Raw genomic sequence first — 22,551 nt, forward strand, 5'->3', positions numbered from 1 at the left:
TCAGGCCGCGCTCGCCGCCGCCAACCTGCGCGACCGCAACACGCCCTCGCTGGCGAACACGACCAGCCCGACCCAGATCAGCGCGAAGCCGACCGCGCGCTTGGCGTCGAAGGCCTCGCGCAGCACCAGCCAGCCGATCAGGAACTGCAGCGTCGGCGCCACGTACTGCAGCAGCCCGATCGCGGTCAGCGACACCCGCCGCACCGCGTAGGCGAAGCCGATCAGCGGCAGCGCGGTCAGCGCGCCGGCGATCACCAGCAAGGCGTCGAGGCCCAGGCCCCATTGGCCGAAGAAGCCGCCCATGCCCTGGGTTTCGCCCCAGACCATCAGCCCCAGCGCGGCCGGGAACAGGTAGACGTTCTCCACCCCCAGGCCGGTCACCGCTTCCACCGCGACCAGCTTGCGCACCAGGCCGTACACCGCGAACGAGATCGCCAGCCCCAGCGCGATCAGCGGCGGCCGGCCGTACTGCAAGGTCAGCCACACCACGCCGGCGAAGGCCAGCGCCACCGACACCCACTGCACCGCGCGCAGGCGCTCGCCGAGGAACAGCACGCCGAGCATCACGCTGACCAGCGGGCCGATGAAATAGCCCAGGCTGGTCTCGATCACGTGGCCGGCGTTGACCGCCCAGATGTACAGGCCCCAGTTGAACGCGATCAGGCAGCCGCTGATCGCCAGCATGCCGGCCTTGCGCGGGTCGCGCATCGCGTCGCGGAACCAGTGCCGCCCGTTCTTCCAGCTCAGCCACGCGGTGACCAGCAAGGTGCTCCAGACGATGCGGTGGGCCACGATCATCAGCGACGGGACCGCGTTGAGCAGATGCCAGTACAGCGGCATCAGCCCCCACAGCACGAAGGACGCGACCGCGATCCACAAGCCGCGGCGGTCGGTGCCGGTATTCATGTCTGCTTCTCCAGTTCGCCCGCGGCGACGGCGACCGGCGCGGGCGCGGCCGCGGCGGCCGCGGTCTTGGCCGCGCGCGCTTTGGCCAGGGTGATGATGACCACGCCGACCAGGATCACCGCCATCGCGCCCAGGTCGTGGGAGGTGAAACGTTCGCCCGCCAGCAGCGCGCCGAACAGTACCGCGATTGGCGGATTGACGTAGGCGTAGCTGGTCGCCAGCGCCGGACGCACGTGATGCAGCAGCCAGATGTAGGCGGTGAAGCCGAAGATCGAGCCGGCCACCACCAGGTACAGCACCGCCGCGGTCGCGCCGAACGTCGGCCAATGGTCCATGCGTTCGCCGGTGGCCAGCGCCGCGCCGAGCATCCACGCGCTGCCGGTCAGCATCTGCGCGCTGGCGGCCATGAACGGCGCCGGCAGGTCGAGGTCGCGGCTCCAGATCGACCCCCAGGCCCAGGCGATCGGCGCGACGATCAGGCACACCAGCCCGAGCGTCGACGCCGACAGCTTGCCGCCGGCGTTGAGCCAGACCACGCCGGCGAAACCGATCGCCAGCCCGACCCATTCGATCTTCGACGGATGCCGCCCGCGCATCATCGCGAACACCCCGGCGAACAGCGGCATCGACGCCACCGCGATCGCCGCCAGGCCCGAATCGACCTGGGTCTCGGCCAGGTTCACCAGGCCGTTGGACAGCAGCACCATGAAGATCGACAGCACCCACAGCGTGCGCCACTGCTTGCGCGTCGGCGCCGGCACGCCGCGCCGGCGCAGCACCACGTACATGATCGCGCCGGCCAGGAACATGCGCACCGCGCCGAGCAGGAACGGCGGATAGCTTTCCAGGGCGAAGCGGATGCCGAGGTAGGTGGAACCCCACAACACATACACCGAGGCCAGGGCCAGGCCGACGGCCAGCGGGCCGGGAGCGCGAGAGTCGGAAGAAGCGGCGGCGCTCATGAAGGCGGTACTCGCGAAAAAAGCGATGGGAAAAAGCGGCGAAGAAAAACGCGATAGCTTGACGCGCCCGCGGGCCGCGCGGGAGCGAGAAAAACTTGAGTCAGCCTGCAACCCTGCTTGAGTCCGCGCGGTCCTCGCGCGCCTGCGTCCGTGCGCGGCGCTCCTGCGCAGCGCTCGCGAGCGCGCGGCGACGCGCACCGCCACGGCCCGATCGCGACGGATCGGCTCCAGCCGGTCCGCTGCCGCGATGCCGTTCCACCCCACCCGCCAGCCCGCACGCCGCGGCGGTCCCGTCGCGGCCGCCGCGGCGCAGCGCCGTGCGGCCGGCCCGGCTCACTCCCGGGCGAGGAAGCGCGACACGCTGGTGCGGCCGCTGCCGACCACGCGCCGGCGCGGGTCGTCGTACACGTCGATGACCTCGAAGCCGGCCTTGCGCATCATCCCCGCCGAGCCTTCGTTGTCCTCGTGGCGCTCGATGTAGATCTCGCGCAGCCCCATCGCGCGCATCCGTTCCACCGCCTCGCACAGCAGCCGCGAACCCAGGCCCTGGGCGCGGTGGTCGCGATGCACGACGGCCTCGCCGACGTGGCCCTGCCAGGCGATCTCGCGTCCGCTGGGCTGGTAGCGGTGGAAAGCGTCGCTCGGCTCGAACGTGACCACCGCCACGATTTCGCCGTCGGCCTGCGCGACCAGCGCCTGCGTGCGGCCGCGGCGGATCCCCGCCAGATGCGTCGCCAGCTCGCGCTCGGGCAGGTAGTTCCAGGGATTGGGCCCGTGTTCGCGGATCAGCGTCAGGATCTCGCCGATCTGCTCGGGTACAGCGGCTTGCGTCACGTACCGGGACATCCCGGGGGCGTCCGTTCTAGTAGGGTCGGGGGAGTGTGCCGGCAACATAAAAATTCTTCATGACCCCGGCGTTGGAATAGCGTATCGATGTCAGTCAAATTGCGGTTGAATATTTGTCCGCGCAGACGCAAAAATCTTGCATGAACGTTGCCCCCCTGGTCCTGGACGAGTTCGACCACAAGCTGCTCGAACTGCTGCAACACGACGCCTCCGCCACCTTGAGCGAACTCGGCGACGCGGTCGGCCTGTCGCCGAGCGCGGTGCAAAGGCGCATGACCCGCTACCGCCAGGACGGCCTGATGCGCCAGGTCGCGGTGCTCGACCCGCTGGCGCTCGGCAGCACCCTGGCCGCGGTCTGGGTGACGATGGAGCGCGAATCGGCCGAAGGCAACGCCGCCTTCCACGCGCGCGTGCGCGCCGCGCCGGAGGTCCAGCAGTGTTACACGCTGGCCGGCGAATGGGATTACCTGGTGATCCTGGCGACCACCGGCGTCGCCCACTGCCGGCAGGTGGTGGACCGCTTGTTCCTCGACGAGGGCAACGTGAAGCGCTACGACACCCATCTGGTGTTCGACGTGGTCAAGCACGGGCTGGAACTGCCGACCCGCGACGCGCCGCGCGCGGCGCGCAAGCGGCGCGGCGGATAAAGGGCGGATTCGACCTCGCCCCCTGTAGGAGCGGCGCAAGCCGCGACCGCGAAACGTCAATCTCGCGGCGCAAGCCGGAGGCCGCGGTCGCGGCTCGCGCCGCTCCTGCAGTCGCTGCGGCCGACTGCGCACTGCGCCGCTAGCCGTCCGCTCGCTCCGCAGCAGCCTCTTCTTCGGCGGCAAACCCCGGCGATACGAGACACTTCAATCTCGCGCCGCAAGCCGGAGGTCGCGGTCGCGGCTCGCGCCGCTCCTACAGTCGCTAGGTCCGACGACGCGGCGGGCTCAAGCCGCCCGCTCGCGCTGCAACAGCTTCTCCTTGAGCGGCAAGCCCCAGCGATACCCGCCCAGCGAGCCATCGCCGCGCACCACGCGATGGCACGGCACCACCACCGCCACCTTGTTGTTGGCGCAGGCCTGAGCCACCGCGCGCGCGCCGCGCGGCGAGCCGATCTGCCGCGCCACTTCTTCGTAGCTGCGGGTCTGTCCCGGCGGAATCTTCATCAGCGCGTCCCAGACTTTCTTCTGGAACACCGTGCCGATCAGGTCGATCGCGACCTCGCGCTCGCCGCCGCCGAGGGTGTCGGCTACGGCCTGCACGCGCGGGGCCAGGAACTCGTCGCGGCCGGCGTCGACGCGTTCCAGCGCCGCGCGCGGGAACTCCTCGCGCAGCCGCGCCTCCAGCGCCGCCGCGTCGTCGCCGAGCTCGACCATGCAGATGCCGCGCGCGGTGGTCGCCACCAGCGCCAGACCGAGCGCGGTGCGGGTCACGCTCCAGCGGATCTGCTCGCCGGCGCCGCCGGCGCGGTAGCGCGCCGGGGTCATGCCCAGGCGCGCCGCGCCCGCCTCGTACACGCGCGAGGGCGAGCCGTAGCCGGCGTCGTACAGCGCCGCGCTGACGTCGTTGCCCTCGCGCAGCGCGCTGCGCAGGCTGCCGAGCTTGCGCTGGGCCAGGTACTCGGCCGGGCTCAGCCCGAAGCGCGCGCTGAAGCGGCGCTGCAGGTGCGACGGGCTCAGGCCGACCGCGGCGGACAGCTCGGTCAGCGACAGTTCGCCGCCTTCGAGCAACTGGCGCGCGCGTTCGAGCTTGTCGGCCGCGGGCGCGGTGGACGAAACGCCGGCCACCGCCTGATCGGCGGCACCGGGACCGGACTTGCGGGTGGGGGATTTGGCGTTCATGGGGCAAGACTAGGCCGGTGCGCGCGGGGTCGCTATCCGCATCTTGCGTGGGTGGGGGGTTGTTGCGGGTGGCGTGGGTCGGCTGGGGCGTTCGGCGCGAAGCCGTTGCCGTGCGGTCGCGGCGCGGGCCCCTCCCACAGGGAATCACGCCTGCTGCGAAGCTACGGCTGCCCCCTGTAGGAGCGGCGCGAGCCGCGACCGCGATGCCTCAATCCCGCGCCGCAAACCGGATGTCGCGGTCGCGACTCGCGTCGCTCCTACAGGGGTGCTGCGCAGCCTTCGCCGGCGCCAAAAAGAAAGCGCGCCGTTCGGCGCGCTTTCGGTGCTGCATGAAACCCGGCAGGCTCAGTCGGCCCAATGCCCCGGCCGCGTCGCGGTCGGCAGCACCTGCGCCGACAGCTGACGGTCGTTGTTGAGCAGGCGCACCGCGTCGGCCAGGATCGAGGCCGATTCGCGCAGCAGCGGGTCCGGACGCTTGTCGGCCAGCTTCTCGCGCGCTGCGTCCTTGACGATGTCGCGTTCCGACGAGGCCAGGCCGTCGTCGTTGGCGTCGTCGGCCAGCGGGTCCAGGGCCAGGCCGAGGGTCTTGCGTTCTTCCTGGCGCTGCTTGCGCTTGCCGTCCTCGCGGTCGCGCTCGGCGCGGCGGTCGGCCTCGTTGAGCGAGATCCACTTCTTGGCGCGCTCCTCGCGGAACTGCGCCACGTCCTGCGACCACCACTGGAATTCCTTGTCGCCGGCGATGCGCGAGCTGTGCAGCGTCTCCAGCTTCGGCAGCAGCGGCGCGAAGTTGCCGTAGCTGGTGTGCTGCACGGCGGCGATCTTGGTCCACGGCAGCGCGTTGTCGTAGGTGCTCTCGCCGTACTCGGTCGCGTCGACCGACACCGGGAAGGCCAGATCCGGCACCACGCCCTTGTTCTGGGTCGAGCCGCCGCTGACGCGGAAGAACTGGGCGATGGTCAGCTTGACCTGGCCGAAGCGCGCGCTTTCGTTGGCCGGCCAGCGGTCCAGGTCGACCAGGTTCTGCACCGTGCCCTTGCCGAAGCTGGTCTCGCCGATGACCAGGCCGCGGCCGTAGTCCTGGATCGCGCCGGCGAAGATTTCCGAAGCCGAGGCCGAACCGCGGTTGATCAGCACCGCCAGCGGACCTTCCCAGGCGATGCCGTTGTCGCTGTCGCCTTCGACGCTGACCCGGCCGCCGGATTCGCGCACCTGCACCACCGGGCCGCGGTCGATGAACAGACCGGTCAGCTCGATCGCTTCGTTGAGCGAACCGCCGCCGTTGTTGCGCAGGTCCAACACCACGCCGTCGACCTTGTCGGCGCGCAGCTTGACCAGCAGCTTGGCCACGTCGCGGGTCGCCGAGGCGTAGTCGTTGGCGTTCTTGCGGCGGCCTTCGAAGTCCTGATAGAAGCCCGGCAGCTTGATCACGCCGATGCGCTTGGCCGGGCCGTCGCTGGCCGCGGGAATGTCGATGATTTCCGACTTGGCCGCCTGTTCTTCCAGGCGCACCTTGTCGCGCACCAGCACAATGCGGTTGGGCTTGCTGTCCTGGCCGGCTTCGGCCGGGATCACGTCCAGGCGCACCTTGGTGCCCTTGGGCCCGCGGATCTTGGCGACGACGTCGTCGATGCGCCAGCCGATCACGTCCTCCATCTGCCCGCTGTCGCCCTGGCCGACGCCGACGATGCGGTCGCCGGGCTTGACCAGATGGCTGCGCGCGGCCGGGCCGCCGGGGATGATCTCGCGGATCGCGACCACGTCGTCCTGCTTCTGCAGCTGCGCGCCGATGCCGTCGAGCGACAGCGACATGGTCATGTTGAAGTTGTCGGCCGACTTCGGGGTGAGGTAGTCGGTGTGCGGATCGATCGCGTTGGCGTAGCTGTTGACGAAGGTCTGGAACACGTCCTCGCCCTTGAGCTCGCCGATGCTCTTGGCCATGTTGGCGTAACGCTTGTCGAGCGTCTTGGCGATGTCGTCGGGCTTCTTGCCGGCCAGCTTCAGGCGCAGCCAGTCGTTGCGCACCGACTGCTTCCACAGCGCGTCGACCGCGGCGGTGTCGGCGGCCCAGGGCGCTTCCTTGCGGTCGTATTCGTAGCGCTCGCTGCCGGTGAACTCGAAGTTGCCGGTCTGCTTGAGCAGGCTGCGCGCGTAGGCGACGCGCTCGTCGACGCGCTGGCGATAGGTCGAGAAGATCGTGTACGCCGGAGTCAGGTCGCCGCTCTTGATCGCGTCGTCGAGCTTGGTCTTGAACGCGTCGAAGCGGCCGATGTCGGCGGCGCTGAAGAACTGCTTGTTCGGGTCCAGCGCTTCGAGATAACGCTTGTACATGTCGGCCGACAGCGCGTCGTCGAGCGCGCGCGGCCGGTAGGCGTAGCGGCTGTCGGAGAGCAGGCCGTAGACCAGCTTGGCCGCCGTGGTTTGATCCGCGGTCGGCGCGCTGGGCAGGGTCGAAACGGAATTCGAGGAGGCCGCGCCGTCGGGCCGCGCCAGCAACGCCAGCGGGGCGGTCAGCAGCAGGCCTGCGAACAGGGTCAGGGCACGCGTGTTCTTGGAGGTCATCGCGGAGTCTTCCCGGCCGGGGGTGCCGGACTTAGGCGGTTGCAGCAGGAGGATGGTGCGGTTTGGGACAAGGCCACAGTGCCGAAAGTTGCAGGCCCTGTCACCCGCGTCGGCGCAAATGCGTGTTGCGGGCACGAAACCGGTTCAGTTTGGCCCGCTGGCGCAAACCGCGCCGCCCTGCGGACCGTCGCGGCGCTGGCGGCCGGCGCGGCGATGGGGCCGGTTTGCGCGGGGATTTGCGCTGCGGCGGCCTGTGGACGGCGCGCAGCGCCGGTGAGCGGCGGTGAGCCGCGAGCGGTGCCGCAACGGCGACGGAAGGCGGCTGGCCGGACATCGCGGCCGGAACGACCCGGCGAACCGGCTGCGCAACGACCGCCGCAAAAACGCACGGCCCCGAACGCCGGGGCCGTGCGATGAAGCCTGCGCGCAATCGCGCCTGGATCGGATCGCGCCTGCCTTGAGTCGAACCTGCCTTGAGTCGCGCCTGCCTTGAATCAGGCCACCGCGAACCCGGCGTCGATCGCCTGGCGGTCGGCGTGGTACGACGAGCGCACCAGCGGGCCGGACGCGACGTGGGTGAAGCCCAGCGACATGCCGTAGACCTCGAGTTCCTTGAACTCGTCCGGCGTCCAGTAGCGCAGCACCGGATGGTGGTGCGGGGTCGGCTGCAGATACTGGCCGATCGTAATCATGTCGACGTCGTGCGCGCGCAGGTCGCGCAGGGTCGCCTGCACCTGCTCCATCGTCTCGCCGAGGCCGAGCATGATGCCGGACTTGGTCGCCACGTTCGGATGCTGGGCCTTGAACTTCTGCAGCAGGGTCAGCGACCACTGGTAGTCGGCGCCCGGACGCACGTTGGCGTACAGGTCCGGCACCGTCTCGACGTTGTGGTTGAACACGTCCGGCGGGTTGTTCGCCAGGATCTCCAGCGCGCGTTCCATGCGGCCCTTGCCGCGGAAATCGGGGGTCAGCACTTCGATCTTGGTGCGCGGGCTCTGCGCTCGGATCGCGGCGATGCAGTCGACGAAATGCTGGGCGCCGCCGTCGCGCAGGTCGTCGCGGTCGACGCTGGTGACCACCACGTACTTCAGGCCCATGTCGGCGACGGTGTTGGCCAGGTTGACCGGCTCCTGCGGATCCGGCGGCTTGGGCCGGCCGTGGGCGACGTCGCAGAACGAGCAGCGGCGGGTGCAGACCTCGCCGAGGATCATGAAGGTCGCGGTGCCGTGGCCGAAGCACTCGTGGATGTTCGGGCAACTGGCTTCCTCGCACACGGTCACCAGGCGGTTCTCGCGCAGCTTGGCCTTGAGCTGGGCGACCGAATTGCCCGAGGGGATGCGCACGCGGATCCACGAGGGCTTGCGCAGCACCGGCGCGTCGGCGAACTGCACCGGCGAGCGGTTGATCTTGTCGCCGCCGATCTGCTTGGCGCCCGGGGTCATGGTCGTGGACTGCAGCACCGCCGGGGCCACGACCGGATCGGCCGCGCCGACGACGGTGAGCGGGATGATCTTGGACGCGGTGTCGCTCATGTGTGCATCGACTCTGAAGATTGAGCTCCCTCTCCCGCTTACGGGAGAGGGCCGGGGTGAGGGCAGCGGCGCTGGGCGTCAGCGCGGCGCTTGGCGGAATGGCGTGCCCTCATCCGCCCTTCGGGCACCTTCTCCCGCAAGCGGGAGAAGGGAAATCGTCAGCGGAAATCCAGCGGCGCCGCATCCTCGACGCTCAAACCGAACTGGCGCGCGATCTGCGCCACCAGCACCGGCTTGACCGGGTCCATGCCCGAGGGGCCGCCCAAGTCTAGCACCGAGGTCACTTGCAGCCCCTGGTAACCGCAGGGATTGATGCGCTGGTACGGCGAGAGATCCATCGCGATATTGAACGCCAGCCCGTGGAACGTGCAGCCGCGGCGCACGCGGATCCCCAGCGCCATGACCTTGGCCCCCGCCACGTACACGCCGGGCGCGCCGTCGCGGCGCGCGCCTTCGATGTTCCATTCGGCCAGGGTGTCGATCACGGCCTGTTCGATCCGGTCCACGTACTCGCGCACGCCGACCTTGAGCCGGCGCAGGTCCAGCAGCGGGTACAGCACGATCTGGCCGGGCCCGTGATAGGTCACCTGGCCGCCGCGGTCGACGTGGATCACCGGGATGTCGCCCGGCATCAGCACGTGCTCGTCCTTGCCGGCCTGGCCGAGGGTGAACACCGGGTCGTGCTCGACCAGCCACAGCTCGTCGGGCGTGTCGGCGTCGCGCGCGTCGGTGAAGGCCTGCATCGCCCGCCATACCGGTTCGTAGGGCTGGCGGCCGAGATCGCGCAACTGCGCGCGCGGCGGCGCGGACGGGCCGCCGAAGATCCCGGCGACGGCGTCGATTACAGCGTCCACTTCACTTCCGGGTGATCGCGCAGCACCTGATGGGCGAGGTCGTACTGGGCGCGGTCGGCGGCGCGGAAGGTCAGCCGGATCGACACGTACTTGCCGGTCGAGGAGTGCTTCCACTGGATGGTTTCGGTTTCCACGTCGATCCCGGCCTCGAGCAGGCGCTTGGGCAGCTCGCGCTCCAGGCCGGCCTCGGCGGCGCCCATCGCGCTGAGCTCGAAGGTGCCGGGGAACTGGAAGCCGTGATCGGGGTTGTCGGAATGAATGTCCATGCCCGCCATTATGGGTCCGCGGCCAGGGCAACCCAAGCGCGGCGGCGGGACGCCGGCATTGCGCTCGTGGAACGCAGGCGCGCAGAACACGGACACGGCGAAAACGCCGTCAAACGCCAGATTCGGCATGAACGCGACAGCGCGGCCGCGCCCGGGGCGGCCTGCCGCAACGGCGCGACAAACGTTAACGTGGTCAACCCTTCCCGCACACAGGCCACGATGGGCCCGCGCGACCGCCAGTTTTCGATCCGCCTCAACGCTCCCGGCCTGCTGGTCCTGCTGCTGTTCGCGGCCGCGCTGGCGGTGGCGGTGCCGGCCCTGCGCCGGCCCGAGCGCGCCGGCTGGCTGGCGCTGCCGCCGCAGTCGATGGAAGCCACCGACCCGGACGTGCGCGAACTGCTGCACAAGTCGGCGCGGATCGCCCCGGCCGGCCAGCCCGCCCTGGCCGACCGCTGCGGCGCCGACGACGTCGAGCCCGAGCGCCTGCCGCCGGACTTCGCCCGTCCGCCGGCCGCGCCGGAGGACGACGCAGCGCCGCTGGAGGAGCACTACACCCTGCTGCTCGGCGGCCCCGACCGCGCCGCGTGGCGGCTCGACATCGACGTCAGCGGCGACCGCGCCCGCCTGCGCGCGGCCGCCCCCGGCGCGGCCGCGACCGAACGCGAAACGACCCTGACCGCGCTGGCGCCGCTGCGCGCGGCCCTGGCCGAGCCGGAGCTGTGGTCGGCGCCGCAGCGCAGCTCGGTGTTCTGCGCCGACCGCCACCGCCTGCGCCAGGCCTTCTTCGAAGCCTGCATCGACGGCCGCTACTTCGCCCGCGACCGCGCCTGCGACCGCCTCGCCGCACCGCTGCTGGACGCGCTGTGGCAGCAAGCGCGCGCGGCCGCACCGCCCGCCGCGGGCGCCGCCCCATGAGCCGCGACCGCCCCGCGCCGCCGAGCGGCGACCGCCTGACCCTGATGCTCGACCTCGACGAGACCCTGGTCTACGCCAGCGACGTCGAACTCGGCCGCCCGGCCGACTTCCACGCCCTGGGCTACCACGTCTACCGCCGCCCGCACCTGCAAACCTTCCTCGACCACGTGCTGGCGCGCTACGACGTCGGCGTGTGGACGTCCTCGGGCCGCAGTTACGCCGAAGCCGTCTGCGCCGCGTTGTTCCCGCCGCAGACATTGCGCTTCCTGTGGTCGAGCGAGCGCTGCTCGATCAGCCGCGACTGGACCACCGGCGACTACCTCAACCGCAAGCGCCTGCAGAAGCTCAAGACCCACGGCTACCGCCTGGAACGCCTGATCGCGGTCGACGACACGCCGAGCAAGCACGCGCAGAACTACGGCAACCTGGTGTGCGTCAGCGAATACCTCGGCGAGGATCCGCACGACGACGAGTTGCTGCACCTGATCGAATATCTCGATGCGCTGGCCGACGCGGCCAACGTGCGCAAGATCGAGAAGCGGCGCTGGCGCGAGCGCGTCGCCGGCGCGCAGGCCGCGGCGAGGACTCAGGCGTGAAGAAATTGCGCGAATACTCCTGTTTCATGTACTTCCAGGTTGCCTCGCCCGAGTTGGCCACTGAGGTGCTCGCGTTGGGCTCGCGCTACCATTTCAGCCATCTGCTGACCCCGCCGCGCGGATCCGCCCCGTCGCACGCAGGCACGTGGTGGCTGGAGTTCGACTTCTCCGGCAGCGACAGCGAACGCCACCGCGTCCGCTTCCTGCTCGAACTGGCCGCGCTGATCGGCGAGGCCGACGGCGAAATGCGCTGCGGCTGGTACGACGACGAAGCCGACGGCAACGGCGACGAACGCTTCGAGTTCTACCGCATCGCCGGCGGCCGGTTGATCTATCAGTCGGGCCGGATCGAACGCGGCGCCGAGCGGGCCGTAACGTTCGACCCCTACTGGTGTCCGGAAGCCGAATTCCCCGACTAGCCCCCTGTAGGAGCGGCGCAAGCCGCGACCGCGACATCGCGCCTGCGACCCAAGCGAGGTTTCGCGGTCGCGGCTCGCGCCGCTCCTACAGGGGGCTGCATCGCGACCGGGCCGTCTCAATTTGCGCGTATAACCCGGGATAGGTTGACCTCTGTCCACAGACCCGGAGCCCCGGCCATGCCCGCCAGCCAATCCGTCGCCCTGCCCTTGCGCGGCCAGTTCCGCGCGCTGTACCAGCAGCTCAAGCGCGCCGGCCTGCTGGCGCGCACGCCGGTGGTGTTCTGCGAAGGCGATTCGTGGTTCTCCACGCCCTTGGCGATGAACCTGCTCGATTGGATCGTCTCACCCGCGCCCGAGGACGAAGCGCGCGGCGTGCCGCTGCTCGGCCACGGCGGGCTGTTCTTCCGCGCCGAACACAGCGGCGACTGCGCCGCGCGCAACCCCGACGCGCCCAAGCGCTCGATGTTCGTGCGCGACAACATCGACGACCTGATGGGCTGGTACGCGAATTTCGAATTCGACCTGATCCTGCTCAGCGCCGGCGGCAACGACTTCGTCGACGGCTTCCTGCGCCGCGCGCTCGGCAACCGCACCGGGATGAGCGCGCAGCAAGCGTTCCAGCGCGTACTCGACAGCGGTCAGTACGAGACCGTGCGCAAGGCCTACGCGCTGTTCCTGCAGGCGGCGATCGCCGCGCGCCCGGGCGTGCCGGTACTGGCGCACTCCTACGACTACCCGCAACTGATCGGCCGTCCCGGCGCGCTGACGCCGGGCAACATCGGCGTGGCGGCGCTGCTGAAGAAAAGCGTCGGGCCGTGGATCGGGCCGAACATCCTCGGCATCGTCGAAGCCGAGCGGGTCGCGTTCGTGCGCCTGCTGATCGACGGCTTCGAAAGCAACGTGCTGCGCGCGCTCAAGAACGACGCGCGTTTCGCCGCGACGTTCGATTACGTCGACCTGCGCGGCACGCTGAGCCAGCCAGAACAGTGGTTCGACGAGATGCATCCCACCGAAGCCGGATTCCACGCGCTGGCGACGAAGTTCCGCGGCGCGATGCTCGCCAAGCTGCCGGCGCCCAAACGCTGAAAGCCGTCGCGCGAGCGCCTGCGTCGACAACGAAAAAGGCCGGCGAATGCCGGCCTTTTTCGTCTTGGCTGCGAGCGGAACTTACTCCGACTCCCACCACATCCAGAACTCGTCCCACAGGCGCTTGAAGAACCCGCCTTCCTCGACCGCGGCCAGCGCCACCAGCGGACGCTGCGACACCACCTTGCCGTCGAGCATGACCTTGACCGAACCGATCGCCTGGCCCTTCTTGATCGGCGCGACCAAGGTCTTGGGCACGTCCATGCTCGGCTTGAGCTGCGGGTACTTGCCGCGCTGCACGGTCACCAGCAGCGGTTCGGCGACGCCGAGCTGCACTTCGGCGGCCTGGCCCTTCCACACCTTCTGCTTGGCGATGGCCTTGCCGGCGTCGTAGAGCTTGTGGGTCTCGAAGAAGCGGAAGCCCCAGTTCAACAGCGCCTGGCTGTCGCTGGCGCGCTGCGCTTCGGAGGTCGACCCCATGACCACCGAGATCAGGCGCTGGTCGCCGCGCTGGGCCGAGGCCATCAGGCAGTAGCCGGCCTTGGAGTGGTGGCCGGTCTTGATGCCGTCGACCGACGAATCGCGCCACAGCAGCAGGTTGCGGTTGGGCTGGGTGATCGGCCCGACCTTCAGTTCCTTGATCTTGTTGTACGAGTACGCGGTCGGGAAATCGTGGATCAGCGCGCGGCCGAGCAGGGCCAGGTCGTGCGCGGTGGAGTAGTGGTTCTCCTGCGACAGCCCGTGCGGGTTCATGAAGTGGCTGTTCTTCAGGCCGATGCGCGCGGCGTACTGGTTCATCAGCGCGGCGAAGGCGTCTTCGCTGCCGGCGACGTGCTCGGCCAGGGCGATCGCGGCGTCGTTGCCGGACTGCACCACCATGCCCTTTTCCATCTCCACCAGCGGCGCGGTCTGGTTGACCGCGAAGCCGGAGTAGCTGCCGTCGGTGGCCGCGCCGCCCTTGCGCCAGGCGTTCTCGGTCATCATCACCTGATCGGTGTCCTTGACCTTGCCGCCGGCCATCTCGGCGGCGATCACGTAGCTGGTCATGACCTTGGTGATGCTGGCCGGCTCGACCCGCAGGTCGGGGTTGTTGCTGGCCAGGATGTTGCCGCTGGCGGCGTCCATCAGCACCCACGCGGTGCCGGCGATCTGCGGCGGCGGCGGAACCGGCAGCGAGTCGCTGGCCGGCGGCTGCGCGGCGGCCGGAGCGGTCGCGGCGGCGGCCGGCTTGGCGGCGGGGGCCTGGGCCGAAGCCAGGCCGGCGACGGCGGTGACGAGGAAGGCCGAGGTCAGCGCGGCGAAGGCGGCCGCGCGCGGGACCATGCTCTTAAAGCGGGAACTCATTGTTGAACTGTCTCCGGGACCGGTACCGTGCCGGCCGCAAGGCTTGGAGGTCGGCGCCGCCGTCCTGGCGGCCACCGTCGAAAGTGGCGGGACCGTGCCTTCCTGCTGCGGTCCGCGAGCCGTGCATCGTGCCTGAGATGGGCAGCGCTTGCAGCCGCCGGCCGATTCGGCCGGCGGCGGGGGTTCAGTCGCGCACGCGTTGCGGCTGGCCGAAACCCAGACCGACGATGCGGGCGGCAAGTTCCGGCGCGGCCTCGGCCTGCAAGGGGCCGACCCGCAGGCGCCAGATCTTCTGGCCGTTGGCGGCGTTGCCGTCGAGCAGCCGCGCCGCGCCGATGCCGGCGCCGCGCAGCATGCCCAGGGCGCGGTCGGCGTTGCTGCGGGCGGAGAAGCTGGCGACCTGCAAGGTCACATCGCCCACGGACGGCGTATTGGCGGCGACCACCGCGGCGGCCTTGGCCGGGCTCGGCGGCGGCGGCGCGGCCGGCGGCGCCGGCAGCGCGGTCGCGGCGGCGACCGTCGGCGCAGCGCTGCCGGCCTTCTTCGCGGCCTTTTCGGCCTCGGCCAGAGCGCGCTGCTGGTCCTTTTGCTGCTGCGCCAGCAGCTTCTGCTGCTCGCGCTGCTGCTTCTCCAGGGCGCGCTTCTCGGCCTTGGTCAGGGCCTTGGCCGGCGGCGGCGCGACCGGTTGGCCGGTCGCCACGCGCACCTGGCGCGACTTCATCCAGGCGTCGAACTCGTCGGCCGTCATCGACTTGCCGTTCTGCATCATGTCGAAGCGGTAATCGTGCGGACCGGGCTTGCCGGCCGCGACCGTCGGCGCGGCGCTGGCGACGGCGGCCTTGACCGGCGCCGGCTGCCCGGTCGCCACCGTGGTCTTGACCGGCTCGGCCACGACGGGCGCGGGCTTGCCGGTCGCGACGGTCGTCTTGACCGGCGCGGCGGCCGCCGGCATCGGCGTCGGCTTGCCGGTGGCGATGCGCACGCCCGGCGGCAGTTCGCCGGCGTTGGCGCTGGCGATCGGCATCGCCGCGACCAGGCGGTCCATCGCGCTCGGCGTCTTGACCGGCGCGGGCGCCGGCGGCGGATTGTTGGCGGCGCTGGCGTACACCGGCGGCGGCGCCTCGCCCGGATGCAGCGCGCGCACCTCGACCCGGCCGGTGCCGCGCTGGGTGATGCCGAGCTTGACCGCGGCCGCGTAGCTCAGATCGATGACCCGGTCGTCGTGGAACGGGCCGCGGTCGTTGACCCGCACCGTCACCGACTTGCCGTTGTCCAGGTTGGTGACCCGGGCGAAGCTCGGCAGCGGCAGCGACTTGTGCGCGGCGGTGAAGGCGTACATGTCGTACACCTCCAGGTTGGAGGTGCGGCGGCCGTGGAATTTCTGGCCGTAGTACGAAGCGGTGCCGGTCTCGACGTAATCGTCGTGCGAATCGAGCACCTTGTAGGTCTTGCCGAGCACCACGTACGGCGAGCGGTTGCCGAACTGCGAGCGCGCCTCGGCGACCACGTCCGGCTCGGGGATGGAATCGACGTCGGGAATGTAATCCGGCGTGCTGTCCTTGACCCCCGGCGCGTACAGCCCGCCGGCCTTGTAGTTGCCGCGCTTGCTGAGGTCTTCCTGGGCCGCCGCGTACGGCGACTTCTTGCGCCCGCCGTGGGCCAGGGCCGAGCTGTGGACGCGGTCGCGGTCGGGCAGCGCCAACGCTTCGGAACTGGATTTCTTCGGGGAACTGGCGCAGGCGGCGAGCGCCAGCGGCAGCGCGGCGACGGCGAGCCGCCCGATCAGCTCGATCGGCGGCCGCTTCGCGCCGGCGCTCATGGGCGCGGCGCCTGCGGTTTGGCGGCGGACGCCGGCGCGGCGGCGGGTGCAAGCGGTGCGGTCGCAGTGGCCAAGGGATTCTCCCGTCCGGCGATCGCTTCCGCCAACTGATACACCGCCATGCCGTAATGCTTGGAGATGTTGTAGCGGGTGATCGCGTAGAAGTTGCGGAAACCGAGCCAATATTCGGGACCGTTCACACCATCGAGATTCAGCAGCGTCGCGGTCTCGTTCGGCGCCACCGGGGTCAGCGGACGGTAGCCGCGCGCGGCCAGATCCGTCAGCGAGTACACCGGGTCCATGCTCTCCGGTGCGAAGTCCTGCGCATTGCCGTCGCGGTTGGCGCGCGCGACCACCGGGCCGCCGCGCACCCAGCCGCCCTTCTTGACGAAGTAGTTGGCGACCGAGGCGAACACGTCGTCGAGATCGGTGAACAGGTTGCGCTTGCCGTCGTTGTCGCCGTCCACCGCGAACTCGCGATAGCTCGACGGCATGAACTGGCCCCAGCCCATCGCGCCGGCGTAGCTGCCGGTGAGAGTGGTGATGTCGATGCCTTCTTCCTTGCCGAGCGCGAACAGCTGGCCGAGCTCGCCGCGGAAGAACGCCTCGCGGCGGTTCTCGCGATCGAGCTTGGCCGGGTCGCCGCTGCGCGGGTAGGCGAAGGCCAGCGTGTACAGCGCATCGACCACGTTGTACTTGCCGGTGTTCTTGCCGAAGCTGGTTTCGACGCCGACGATGGCGACGATGATCTCGGCCGGCACGCCGGTCTGCGCCTGCACCCGCTCCAACTGCGCGCGATGCTCGGCGAGGAAGGCCTTGCCGCCGTCGATGCGCGCCTGGGTGATGAAGATCGGACGGTAATCGCGCCACGGCTTGCCTTCGGCCGGCCGCGACATCGCCGCGACGATGGCGTCCTTGATCTGCGCCTTGGCCAGCACCGACTCGATGTAGGCCGGGTCGATCCCGTATTGCCGCGCGGTGTCGCGCACGAACTGGGCGCGGGCCTGCTCCAGCGGCATCTGCACCACCGGCGCGGGCAGCGCGGGCGTGCCGACCACCGGGGTCGCCGGCTTGACCGGCGCGGGCGCCGGAGCGGCCGGCGGGGCGGCCTGGGCGGAAGCGATGGGCGCGATCGGCGCCTGCGTAGCGCAGGCGGCCAACGCGATCGTGAGCGCGCCGTACAGGGCGCAACGGGCGGTGTGGCGTCGGGTCATCGGCGCGAGAGTAGCACGCGAATGCGAGGCAAAAAACCTTGGCATTGCGGGACTTAACCGATTTTATTCATGTAGGGTTTGCGGAGTGGAGGCGCGCCGCGAGCGCCAGAAAGATGAACAGCCGGCACCCGGCGCGGGCTGCGCTCGGCCGGTTCGGCGCCGGTCGCGCCCGGCAGCGACGGGACGGACTTCGGCCTCCGCGCGCTCGTACCTGCCGCAGCGATCCGGCCGCAAAGCCTCGCGACCCGAGCCCCTCCACCCTCGCCGGAACTCCGCGCCCTCAGGCGAAAAACGCAACGGCCCGGAAACGCTCGCCGCGCGTCCGGGCCGCCGTGTCGCTGCCGTCGCCCGGCCTCAGCCGAACATCCGGTCCAGGATCGCGAACCGCTCCGGCATCAGCGCGCGCATCTGCGCCTCGTCCGGCGTGCCTTTGACCAAGTGATAAGTCATGTACGCCTCGGCGAAATCCTCGCCCGGGTCGATCCCCAGATCGCGGTCGACCGCCGTGCCGCCGTCGGGCACGTAGCGATCGTCGGCGTAATGCGTCGAGAACAGCTGATCCTTCTGCACCGCCAGGTTCCACTCCAGCGGCAGGCCGAACGGCCCGCTCGGCTGCTCGACCAGGTGCGCGGTCTCGTGCATGAAGGTGAAATCGAAATCCTTCTGCGCACGCGGATTGTCGGCGCCGTGCGGATTGACGTAGAACGCGCCGCCGCTGGCGTACATGTCGGCGCCGCTGTCGACCACGTTGCCGTGTTCATCGGTTTCCTTCGGCGTGTGCGGGTTCACCACCACCTTGTCGGTGGCCGCGATCGACGGCGACGGCTGCGCCGCCAGGCCCTTGGCGATCTGGTCGACGCTCGGATACGACTTGCCGTCCTCGCGCGCGTCGCCGGCCGGCACGATCACCTCGATCTCGCGCCCGTCGACGTGCACGGTGTACTTCAGCGCCGGCTCCTTGACGCTCTTGTCCGGCTCGGTGCCCGACGGAAACTCGTAGTCGACGCTGTCCGGCCCGCTGATCTCGTACGGCTTGCGCCGGCTGTCGGCCACGCCCGAATCCGGCGCCGCGTCGCGCCACAGGTCGGTCGGCCGCGCCTCGGTCAACAGGAATTTGCGCAGCGCGCCGCTGTCGCCCAGGTCGATGCCGTCGAGCTTGCCGCGCGCGGCCTGCGACACCGCGGTGTCGTAGCCGAACAAGGCCAGGGCCTGCTTCTGCTGGTCTTCGTTCAAGCCGCGGAACGCCGGCGAATCGGTCAGCGTGCCGAGCTGGTCCAGCGCCTGCGCATCGCCGGCGTTGCGGTGCATCGCCAGCGCCGCCTGCACCTGGGTCTGCGCCGGCAGGTCGTCGGGCAAGCGGCCGAGCGCGTCCTTGAGCGTCTGCGGAATCGCGATGTCCTGGCGCGCGGCGGCGATGTCCTCGCGGCCGACCGCGCCGTCGGCGCCGCCGAGCCCGGCGGCCGTGTCGAGCAGGCGCTGGTCGAGTTCGCCCGACTGCACGCTGGTCCATGCGCCGTCCGCATCCTCGCGCGAAATCGTACCGTCGACGTCGCCGCGCCCCGCGCCGACATCGAGCAGGCTGCGCGCGGCCTTGCTGTCGAGCAGGAACTGCGCGGCCTGCGCTTCGTCCTGCGAGAACTTGCCTTCGGCGTTGGCCGCGACCACGCGCAGGTCGTCCAGGCCGACCCGGCCGTCGGGCAGCGGCAACCAGCCCGGCTGGGCGGTGTCGAAGTCGGCGAAGTGGTCGCGCACGATCTGGATGGCGCGGGCGGCGTCGATGCCGCGGGGATCGATGCTCATGGTCGGTCCTGAATGATGAATGCGCTGTCCGCGCGCGGGCCATACGCCGCACAGCTTGCCGCCGCGCAGCCTGCGGCGGCATTAGGACTGGCCCTAGGTCGCGCGGGCGATTCAGGCCTCGCCGCGACCGCACCGCTGTTCAGTCGCCGCGATTCGCGTTGCCGATGGTCAGATGCAGCGGCGGCTGCGGCTCGCGCGGCAGGCCGAGTTCCTCGCGCAGCGCCAGCAATCGCCCGCAGCGCACCGGGCACCACACGAAGCCCTCGGTCTCGCGCACCGCCGGGTCGTACTCGAACTCGACCGTTTCGCCGTCGCAGCGCTTCCACAACGCCTCGTGCGGCGGCCGCTCGCCGCGGATCGCCGAGATGTGCGCGCCCCACAACGGGGACTGCAACGCGCGCGTGCGGCGATGCCCGAGCAGGAACTGATGGCGCAGGTAACGGCCGAGTTCGGGATCGCAGTCCACGATCAGCCACCACTGCGTGCTGCCGCCGTCGCGGCGGGTGTGGCCGGTTTTGCCGAGAGCGGGGCTGTAGCGCAGGGTGCCGGTGGCGGTCAGGAAGGTGTCGCTCATCAGGATTTCATCGCCGCAGCGCACGCTCCATCGCATTTTCGCCGCCGCTCCGTGCGCCGTCTACGCATCGCCGAACCAGCGGCGGTGCATCGCCTTCAGGAATTCGGGTTCTATCGGTAAACCCGAAGCAGAGCCGATCACCGAATCGATGCCGCAGGCCGGGCACAGCGCCGTAGTTCCGATCTCGTCGGCAGCATCCGGCGCTACATCGATCCATTCGTGCACGGCCTGCGGCGGGAAGATCCGCAGGCAATAAAAACAGCCGCAGCGTTCGCTGGCCAGCAATTCATCGCGATGATTGACGCTGCGGGCGTGGGCCAGTTGCAAGTCTGGGCTAATGACGCGTCCATGCCAGGGCTTACGGAAACACCCGAATCATCGCCGCCGCCCTCGCCCTGTGCAATCGCTGCCGAGCGCTGTAAACCGATTCCGCCTTGCCCGTATCCAGGACTACCGTCGCCCGTCCTACGCCCGGAGCCCGCATGAACGCCCTAGCCCGCAGTCTGGTCCTCGCCGCCGCCCTGGCCGCCAACGTCGCCTACGCCGACGCGCCGGCGCCGAAACCGGTCAAACCGAGCAACCGCGCCGAAGCCGTCGCCATCGTCGCGCAAGCGCGGCAGATCGCGACCCCGAACGGGATCGACCGCAGCGAAAAAGTCCGCATCGGCGGCATCGAGCAATGGATCTCGATCCGCGGCAACGACCGCCGCAACCCGGTGCTGCTGGTCGTGCACGGCGGCCCCGGCTACGTGTCGATGCCGATGAGCTGGTGGAACGGCCGCGGCTGGGAGGAGTACTTCACCGTCGTCCACTGGGACCAGCGCGCGTCCGGCAAGACCCACCTGCTGACGCCGGAAGACCGGATACGTCCCACGCTCACGGCCGAGCGCATGATCGACGACGTCGGCGAGATGGTCGCCTGGGTACGCAAGGACCTGGGCAAGGACAAGATCTTCCTGCTCGGCCATTCCTTCGGCAGCTACGTCGGCCTGGAGACCGCGCGCCGGCACCCGCAGTGGCTGCACGCCTACATCGGTGTCGGCCAGGCGACCGACTCGCCGGAGAGCGAGCGTCGCGGCTGGCGCTTCGCGCTGGACGCCGCCCAGCGCGACGGCAACGCCCAGGCCGTGCGCGAACTCCAAGCGCTGGCGCCTTACTCCGCGCCGGGCCATCCGCCGACCATCGAGCAGATCTACGCCCAACGCAAATGGGTGGCGCACTACGGCGGCGTGATGGCGTATCGCCGCGACAACCGATCCGACAGCGATCTGGCCAAGCTGTCGCCGGACTACAGCGACGAGCAGTTGCGCGCGCTGTGGCAGGGCAACGAGTTCGCCACGCCGATCCTGCTGCCGCCGCTGCTCGCGCACGACATCGGCGCGAACAAGACCCTGGACTGCCCGCTGATCCTGCTGCTCGGCCGCCACGACACCAACGTCAGTTCCGAGGTCGCCGCCGAGTGGTTCGCCCAGGTGCGCGCGCCGGGCAAGGACCTGGTCTGGTTCGAGCATTCCGCGCACATGCCGATGACCGAGGAACCGGGCAAGTTCCTGCTGGCGCTGGTGGACAAGGCGCGGCCGTATGCGCAGAAGGCCGGCGACGCGGCGCCGTAAGCGCCGTGCGTGCTCAGCGCCGCGGCGGCTTGCCGCGCGCGCCCTTGGAACGACGCAAGGTCAGCGCCTTGCGCAGCGGCGTATCGCCCTGCTTGCGCCAACCGTGGCGGCGCGTCGCCGCCACCGTCGATTCGACCGCCTCGGCATCGGCGGGCTCGCTGCCCGACAAGGCCGACAGTTCCTGATGTACCGCCTTGCGATAGGACTGATTGACCCAGCGCTTGCGCCGCGCGATCGCGGCGCGCGCGCCCCACGGGCTCTCGGCGACCGTGTTGCGGCAGTCGCGGTCCAGGCTGAGTTCCTTTTTCTCGCGCGGCGTGCGGCGTCGCTTCTTCATCGGTCGGCTCCGGCGTCCAAGAGCAAGCGCATCTGCGCATTCGGCACTTCGACCCCGCGCACCACCGGCCGCCGCTGCGCCACCGTTTCGAAGCCGTAGCGGGCGAAGAACGGCTGCGCGGTGCGGCTGACGTGCGAATGCAGGCTGCGCAGCCCGCGCTCGCGCGCCTGCGCGAGCACGTGGCCCATCAAGGCGGCGCCGACGCCGCGGCGGGCGTAATCGGGCGAGACGTAGAAGTGGTCGATCAGGCCGTCGTCCTGCAGATCGGCGTAGCCGGCGATGGCGCCGTCGAGCTCGGCCACGAACGGATGCAGCGCGCGCACGCGTTCGATCCACTGCTCGGCCTGCGCCGGCGTCCAGTGCGCCGGCGACCACGCCTCGATCTGTTCGGCGCGGTAGTCGCCGGCCGCGGTGACGCGCACGGCGGCGCGGAAGATCGCCAGCAAGGCCGGCGCCTCGCCGGCGCGGCAGGCGCGCACGCGCATCAGCGCCGGCCGGCGCCGGCGCCGTGGGCCTGCGCCAGCGCCATCAGCGCGGCCTCCTGCGCCGCCGACAACGCGCGCAGCGGAATCGTGTGGGCCTGCCTCGGCCCGAAGAACAGCAACAAGAACCCGCCGACCCGCCTGATCCGCACGATCTGCGGCCACGCGTGGGAGTGCTGGAACGCGCTGGTCCACACATGCACGCCGGCGGGATCGAAGGCGTAGTTGAACGGCTCGCGCATCGGCCGCGCCACGGCCAGCGCGCCGAAGCCGCTGATCGCCATCAGCACCGGCATGAACGCGAAACAGAACGCCACCAGCCGCCACATCGGCGCGCCGGCCGGCAAACCGGAGACCAGCGCGAACAGCGCCAGCACCACCCCGATCACCGGCCACGCCAGCCCGAACACCAGGAACAAGGTGCGCTGGAACATCATCAGCGCGGCCAGGCGCATCTGGTCCCAAGTGCTGAGCGAAAACGAAAGACGAAGATCCTGGGGCTGTTCCATAGCGACGGGGGAATGAGTGGAAACGCGGCGGGACGCGGGGCGCGCGATCCTGCGCGCCTTCGCGGCAACGCCGGGGCGGCGCCGGGGCCGGG

At 70.2% G+C, this 22,551-nt stretch carries 21 protein-coding genes and 2 pseudogenes; 6 read left to right on the forward strand and 17 right to left on the reverse strand.

Features of this window, described 5'->3' with window-relative positions:
- The 3 genes and pseudogenes from rarD to JHW38_RS12850 all read right to left on the reverse strand — a co-directional run bounded on the left by rarD (nt 1) and on the right by JHW38_RS12850 (nt 2,702).
- Complete coding sequence (gene rarD / locus JHW38_RS12840) at nt 1–906, reverse strand: EamA family transporter RarD (RefSeq protein WP_207521720.1); 906 nt, start codon at nt 904–906, stop codon at nt 1–3.
- A gap of 74 nt (nt 907–980) precedes the next feature.
- A pseudogene (gene yedA / locus JHW38_RS12845) lies at nt 981–1,868 on the reverse strand (drug/metabolite exporter YedA); the annotation flags it as partial.
- Between the two features lie 333 nt (nt 1,869–2,201).
- Nucleotides 2,202–2,702, reverse strand: a complete 501-nt coding sequence (locus tag JHW38_RS12850) for a GNAT family N-acetyltransferase (RefSeq protein ID WP_207521722.1) — start codon at nt 2,700–2,702, stop codon at nt 2,202–2,204.
- Between the two features lie 152 nt (nt 2,703–2,854).
- On the opposite strand from JHW38_RS12850, the gene JHW38_RS12855 reads away from it, so the two are divergent.
- Nucleotides 2,855–3,361, forward strand: a complete 507-nt coding sequence (locus tag JHW38_RS12855; protein WP_207521723.1) for an Lrp/AsnC family transcriptional regulator — start codon at nt 2,855–2,857, stop codon at nt 3,359–3,361.
- 285 nt (nt 3,362–3,646) lie between these two features.
- On the opposite strand, the gene JHW38_RS12860 is transcribed toward JHW38_RS12855, so the two are convergent.
- From JHW38_RS12860 to JHW38_RS12880, 5 genes are all read right to left on the reverse strand, one after another.
- Entirely contained in the window at nt 3,647–4,540 is an 894-nt protein-coding gene (locus JHW38_RS12860) for a bifunctional transcriptional activator/DNA repair enzyme AdaA (protein ID WP_207521724.1), read from the reverse strand.
- 345 nt (nt 4,541–4,885) lie between these two features.
- Nucleotides 4,886–7,099, reverse strand: a complete 2,214-nt coding sequence (locus JHW38_RS12865; protein ID WP_207521725.1) for a carboxy terminal-processing peptidase — start codon at nt 7,097–7,099, stop codon at nt 4,886–4,888.
- Nucleotides 7,100–7,593: 494 nt separating this feature from the next.
- Nucleotides 7,594–8,631, reverse strand: coding sequence for a lipoyl synthase (lipA, locus tag JHW38_RS12870; protein ID WP_207521726.1), 1,038 nt, complete (start codon nt 8,629–8,631; stop codon nt 7,594–7,596).
- 158 nt (nt 8,632–8,789) lie between these two features.
- Nucleotides 8,790–9,485 (reverse strand): lipoyl(octanoyl) transferase LipB, encoded by a 696-nt coding sequence (lipB, locus tag JHW38_RS12875; protein ID WP_428995241.1) that lies wholly within the window; start codon nt 9,483–9,485, stop codon nt 8,790–8,792.
- Complete coding sequence (locus JHW38_RS12880; protein ID WP_207521727.1) at nt 9,473–9,751, reverse strand: DUF493 family protein; 279 nt, start codon at nt 9,749–9,751, stop codon at nt 9,473–9,475. The genes lipB and JHW38_RS12880 overlap by 13 nt, the downstream gene beginning before the upstream one ends.
- Before the next feature lie 189 nt (nt 9,752–9,940).
- On the opposite strand from JHW38_RS12880, the gene JHW38_RS12885 reads away from it, so the two are divergent.
- The 4 genes from JHW38_RS12885 to JHW38_RS12900 all read left to right on the forward strand — a co-directional run bounded on the left by JHW38_RS12885 (nt 9,941) and on the right by JHW38_RS12900 (nt 12,767).
- The gene (locus JHW38_RS12885) at nt 9,941–10,666 is read left to right on the forward strand and encodes a hypothetical protein (protein WP_207521728.1); all 726 of its coding nucleotides are present in this window, start codon (nt 9,941–9,943) and stop codon (nt 10,664–10,666) included.
- Nucleotides 10,663–11,262 (forward strand): NIF family HAD-type phosphatase, encoded by a 600-nt coding sequence (locus JHW38_RS12890; protein WP_207521729.1) that lies wholly within the window; start codon nt 10,663–10,665, stop codon nt 11,260–11,262. The genes JHW38_RS12885 and JHW38_RS12890 overlap by 4 nt, the downstream gene beginning before the upstream one ends.
- Nucleotides 11,259–11,681: a hypothetical protein gene (locus JHW38_RS12895; RefSeq protein WP_207521730.1), complete on the forward strand. Its 423-nt coding sequence runs from the start codon at nt 11,259–11,261 to the stop codon at nt 11,679–11,681. Before JHW38_RS12890 ends, JHW38_RS12895 begins: the two co-directional genes overlap by 4 nt.
- A gap of 177 nt (nt 11,682–11,858) precedes the next feature.
- Entirely contained in the window at nt 11,859–12,767 is a 909-nt protein-coding gene (locus JHW38_RS12900; RefSeq protein ID WP_207521731.1) for a hypothetical protein, read from the forward strand.
- Between the two features lie 81 nt (nt 12,768–12,848).
- On the opposite strand, the gene JHW38_RS12905 is transcribed toward JHW38_RS12900, so the two are convergent.
- The 6 genes and pseudogenes from JHW38_RS12905 to JHW38_RS12930 form a co-directional block, all read right to left on the reverse strand.
- Nucleotides 12,849–14,090 (reverse strand): D-alanyl-D-alanine carboxypeptidase family protein, encoded by a 1,242-nt coding sequence (locus JHW38_RS12905; RefSeq protein WP_207526357.1) that lies wholly within the window; start codon nt 14,088–14,090, stop codon nt 12,849–12,851.
- 205 nt (nt 14,091–14,295) lie between these two features.
- Complete coding sequence (locus tag JHW38_RS12910) at nt 14,296–15,930, reverse strand: septal ring lytic transglycosylase RlpA family protein (protein WP_207521732.1); 1,635 nt, start codon at nt 15,928–15,930, stop codon at nt 14,296–14,298.
- Nucleotides 15,931–15,998: 68 nt separating this feature from the next.
- A pseudogene (gene mltB / locus JHW38_RS12915) lies at nt 15,999–17,144 on the reverse strand (lytic murein transglycosylase B); the annotation flags it as partial.
- 354 nt (nt 17,145–17,498) lie between these two features.
- A complete protein-coding gene (locus JHW38_RS12920; RefSeq protein WP_207521734.1) occupies nt 17,499–18,944 on the reverse strand; it encodes a hypothetical protein in 1,446 nt (481 codons plus the stop codon).
- Between the two features lie 139 nt (nt 18,945–19,083).
- On the reverse strand, nt 19,084–19,518 hold the full coding sequence (locus tag JHW38_RS12925; RefSeq protein ID WP_207521735.1) for a hypothetical protein: 435 nt from the start codon (nt 19,516–19,518) through the stop codon (nt 19,084–19,086).
- A 60-nt stretch (nt 19,519–19,578) separates the two neighbouring features.
- The gene (locus JHW38_RS12930; RefSeq protein WP_207521736.1) at nt 19,579–19,845 is read right to left on the reverse strand and encodes a cytoplasmic protein; all 267 of its coding nucleotides are present in this window, start codon (nt 19,843–19,845) and stop codon (nt 19,579–19,581) included.
- A 155-nt stretch (nt 19,846–20,000) separates the two neighbouring features.
- On the opposite strand from JHW38_RS12930, the gene JHW38_RS12935 reads away from it, so the two are divergent.
- Nucleotides 20,001–21,131, forward strand: a complete 1,131-nt coding sequence (locus tag JHW38_RS12935) for an alpha/beta fold hydrolase (protein ID WP_207521737.1) — start codon at nt 20,001–20,003, stop codon at nt 21,129–21,131.
- A gap of 13 nt (nt 21,132–21,144) precedes the next feature.
- On the opposite strand, the gene JHW38_RS12940 is transcribed toward JHW38_RS12935, so the two are convergent.
- From JHW38_RS12940 to JHW38_RS12950, 3 genes are read right to left on the reverse strand one after another with little or no spacing between them, the layout of a single operon-like run.
- Nucleotides 21,145–21,468, reverse strand: a complete 324-nt coding sequence (locus tag JHW38_RS12940; RefSeq protein ID WP_207521738.1) for a hypothetical protein — start codon at nt 21,466–21,468, stop codon at nt 21,145–21,147.
- Nucleotides 21,465–21,953, reverse strand: a complete 489-nt coding sequence (locus JHW38_RS12945) for a GNAT family N-acetyltransferase (protein WP_207521739.1) — start codon at nt 21,951–21,953, stop codon at nt 21,465–21,467. The genes JHW38_RS12940 and JHW38_RS12945 overlap by 4 nt, the downstream gene beginning before the upstream one ends.
- Complete coding sequence (locus tag JHW38_RS12950) at nt 21,953–22,459, reverse strand: YcxB family protein (RefSeq protein WP_207521740.1); 507 nt, start codon at nt 22,457–22,459, stop codon at nt 21,953–21,955. Before JHW38_RS12950 ends, JHW38_RS12945 begins: the two co-directional genes overlap by 1 nt.
- Nucleotides 22,460–22,551 lie beyond the last annotated feature (92 nt).

Source organism: Lysobacter enzymogenes (assembly GCF_017355525.1).
GTDB classification, from domain to species: Bacteria; Pseudomonadota; Gammaproteobacteria; order Xanthomonadales; family Xanthomonadaceae; genus Lysobacter; species Lysobacter enzymogenes_C.

What these genes read in the sequence shown, in the direction of transcription:
- rarD (WP_207521720.1), bottom strand. Translation starts at nt 906, where the DNA reads ATGAATACCGGCACCGACCGCCGCGGCTTGTGGATCGCGGTCGCGTCC.
- JHW38_RS12855 (WP_207521723.1), top strand. Translation starts at nt 2,855, where the DNA reads ATGAACGTTGCCCCCCTGGTCCTGGACGAGTTCGACCACAAGCTGCTC.
- JHW38_RS12860 (WP_207521724.1), bottom strand. Translation starts at nt 4,540, where the DNA reads ATGAACGCCAAATCCCCCACCCGCAAGTCCGGTCCCGGTGCCGCCGAT.
- JHW38_RS12865 (WP_207521725.1), bottom strand. Translation starts at nt 7,099, where the DNA reads ATGACCTCCAAGAACACGCGTGCCCTGACCCTGTTCGCAGGCCTGCTG.
- lipA (WP_207521726.1), bottom strand. Translation starts at nt 8,631, where the DNA reads ATGAGCGACACCGCGTCCAAGATCATCCCGCTCACCGTCGTCGGCGCG.
- JHW38_RS12880 (WP_207521727.1), bottom strand. Translation starts at nt 9,751, where the DNA reads ATGGACATTCATTCCGACAACCCCGATCACGGCTTCCAGTTCCCCGGC.
- JHW38_RS12890 (WP_207521729.1), top strand. Translation starts at nt 10,663, where the DNA reads ATGAGCCGCGACCGCCCCGCGCCGCCGAGCGGCGACCGCCTGACCCTG.
- JHW38_RS12900 (WP_207521731.1), top strand. Translation starts at nt 11,859, where the DNA reads ATGCCCGCCAGCCAATCCGTCGCCCTGCCCTTGCGCGGCCAGTTCCGC.
- JHW38_RS12905 (WP_207526357.1), bottom strand. Translation starts at nt 14,090, where the DNA reads ATGGTCCCGCGCGCGGCCGCCTTCGCCGCGCTGACCTCGGCCTTCCTC.
- JHW38_RS12910 (WP_207521732.1), bottom strand. Translation starts at nt 15,930, where the DNA reads ATGAGCGCCGGCGCGAAGCGGCCGCCGATCGAGCTGATCGGGCGGCTC.
- JHW38_RS12920 (WP_207521734.1), bottom strand. Translation starts at nt 18,944, where the DNA reads ATGAGCATCGATCCCCGCGGCATCGACGCCGCCCGCGCCATCCAGATC.
- JHW38_RS12925 (WP_207521735.1), bottom strand. Translation starts at nt 19,518, where the DNA reads ATGAGCGACACCTTCCTGACCGCCACCGGCACCCTGCGCTACAGCCCC.
- JHW38_RS12935 (WP_207521737.1), top strand. Translation starts at nt 20,001, where the DNA reads ATGAACGCCCTAGCCCGCAGTCTGGTCCTCGCCGCCGCCCTGGCCGCC.
- JHW38_RS12940 (WP_207521738.1), bottom strand. Translation starts at nt 21,468, where the DNA reads ATGAAGAAGCGACGCCGCACGCCGCGCGAGAAAAAGGAACTCAGCCTG.
- JHW38_RS12945 (WP_207521739.1), bottom strand. Translation starts at nt 21,953, where the DNA reads ATGCGCGTGCGCGCCTGCCGCGCCGGCGAGGCGCCGGCCTTGCTGGCG.
- JHW38_RS12950 (WP_207521740.1), bottom strand. Translation starts at nt 22,459, where the DNA reads ATGGAACAGCCCCAGGATCTTCGTCTTTCGTTTTCGCTCAGCACTTGG.